3 protein-coding genes are annotated in these 2,033 nt (G+C 70.0%); 2 read left to right on the top strand and 1 reads right to left on the bottom strand.

Annotated elements, in window-relative coordinates; all coding sequences use genetic code 11:
* Positions 1-754 (bottom strand): trehalose-phosphatase (gene otsB / locus VMI11_07210; protein ID HTY72201.1); only part of this gene is annotated, 754 nt, incomplete at its 3' end.
* Positions 755-993: 239 nt separating this feature from the next.
* On the opposite strand from otsB, the gene VMI11_07205 reads away from it, so the two are divergent.
* Positions 994-1,581, top strand: a complete 588-nt coding sequence (locus tag VMI11_07205; protein ID HTY72200.1) for a hypothetical protein — start codon at positions 994-996, stop codon at positions 1,579-1,581.
* A gap of 80 nt (positions 1,582-1,661) precedes the next feature.
* A partial coding sequence (gene pyrF, locus VMI11_07200) for an orotidine-5'-phosphate decarboxylase (protein ID HTY72199.1) occupies positions 1,662-2,033 on the top strand: 372 nt, incomplete at its 3' end.

The following is a 2,033-nucleotide window of genomic DNA, read 5'->3' as shown; positions in this document are numbered from 1 at the left end:
TCGCCGTCGCCTCCTCCTCCTCCTCCTCCTCCTCCTCCTCCTCCTCCTCCTCCTCGGCCCACTCGTGCACCGCGGCGAAGCCCGTGCAGTCCGTCAGGTCGTCGCCGAGGAAGAGCGCGGCGGTCAACTCGACGTCGTCGGGACCCTCGGTCTCGAGCAAGCGCAGCGTGGCCGTCCCCTTGTTCACCGGCTCGGGCGGCCGCAGCTCGACCAGGCAGTGACCGGTCGCGACCGCCAGACCCAGGTCACGAGCGGGGTCGAGGATCTCGTCTTCGAGCACCGCCAATGTCGCCGCCGGGTCGGGCGCCTGGCGGTAGTGCAGGTCGAGCATGGGGCCCTTGTTCTCGACCACGAGGCCGAGACTCTCCGCGTCCAGCATGCGTACGCGACGAGCCATCTGCTGTACCCGGTCGACGTACGGCTCGGCCGACGGGTCCCGCGTGACGGTCCCGTTCGGCGACATCAGGTCGAAGCCGTGCAGCCCGACGTAGCGGGCTCCCTCGACCCCGACCATGGCGGCCGCCTGGTGGATGTCGCGGCCGGTGACGAAGGCCAGCAGCCCAAGGCGCGGCGCGAGCGCGGCGAGCGCCGCGCGGAACGCCTCGGGCACCACTGCCGCGTAGGGGTCGCCGACGATAGGAGAGATGGTGCCGTCGATGTCGCAGAAGACGGCGGCCGCGCGCGGCTCGCGCGCGGCCGCCGTCAGCCACGTTGCGAGCTCGCGCTCGCCGCGCAGGATGAGTCCATCCGCCATGTCGCGCAGCCTACCCGAAACGGCCCGGTCCCGGCCATGACACACGAGGACCGCGGGCGCCGATCGGCGCCCGGGCTTCGGACCTCGTTTGTCCGGGCATCCAGGTTGCAGTAAGGTTGCCGCGAGTCTGGCAAGCGACGAGGCGGGCGGGCATGACAGACGCACCAGCAGGCGGTCAGACCGGGCCGGCCGAACAGACGTCGGCGCAAACGCAGCGCTCAGATCCTTTCCTGAAGTCCATGCTCCTCGGCCTGATCGAGGACAGCTACCTCCACACCGGCACCTTCACCCAGTTCGCCGCCGAGATCCTGCAGGTCATCGCCTATGCGGCCACGGTGCCGGTCGCCTTCACCGAAGGCTTTCTGCGCGCCTATCTGTCGATCGAGCGCATCGAGGAGACCGACGAGGGGCAGATCAAGATCATCCCCAAGGCCGATGCCTCCGAGGAGGACTGGATCCGCGAGGTCGACGAGATCACGGCGCAGGTCGACCCCAGCGCGGTCTTCAACCCCGTGGTGCGGTCCAAGCTGACCGCGGTCCACGAAGCCTCGAGCCGGGCCATGAAGTACGACCTGAACACGCTGACCGAGATGGACGACGCCCAGCTCATGGACGTGCTGCGACAGATGCAGAAGGAGTCCGAGGAGCTGCAGCGCGCCGACGAGGAGTCGGGCGCCGCCGACGAGTCCCGCGACTACATCCGCGCGAAGCTCGACACCATCCGCAAGAACGTGCGCGCCTTCCAGGCCCAGCAGCAGCACTCGATCGACGTGGTGGATCAAGGCCTGAAGGAGCCGCGACGCGGCGGAGACGAGGGCTCGGCCTGAGCGTCGGGCAGCCTACCCGGCGAGCCCAGGGGACGGCCGCCGAGGCAGGATTGGAGGGTCGGCCGACCAATTCAACACAGATGACCCACTTCTCCGACAGTCTCGCGACCAGCATCCTGGAACGTCGCAGCGCGGTCTGCGTCGGGCTCGACCCCGACCTCGCACGACTGCCCGACGACCTGCGCGCCGCGTACGCCGCGCGGGCCGGGGTGGTCGGCTCCGAAGAGGCCGTCGCGGCCTGCTTCGCCGAGTTCGCGACCGGCATCATCGACGCGGTCGCCGACGTGGCGGCTGCGGTCAAGCCGCAGGCGGCCTTCTTCGAGCAGTGCGGGCCGCCGGGCTGGAAGGCCCTGCGTCGCGTGGTCCACTGCGCCCACGAGCACGAGTTGCCGGTGATCGTCGACGCCAAGCGCGGCGACATCGGTTCGACCTCGAGGGCCTACGCCGACGCG

The organism is Actinomycetes bacterium (assembly GCA_035506535.1).
Taxonomy (GTDB): Bacteria; Actinomycetota; Actinomycetes; order DATJPE01; family DATJPE01; genus DATJPE01.
This window is presented reverse-complemented; position numbering and strand designations above follow the sequence as displayed.

Coding starts and splice junctions, on each gene's coding strand:
- VMI11_07205 (HTY72200.1), top strand. CDS start 994: ATGCTCCTCGGCCTGATCGAGGACAGCTACCTCCACACCGGCACCTTC.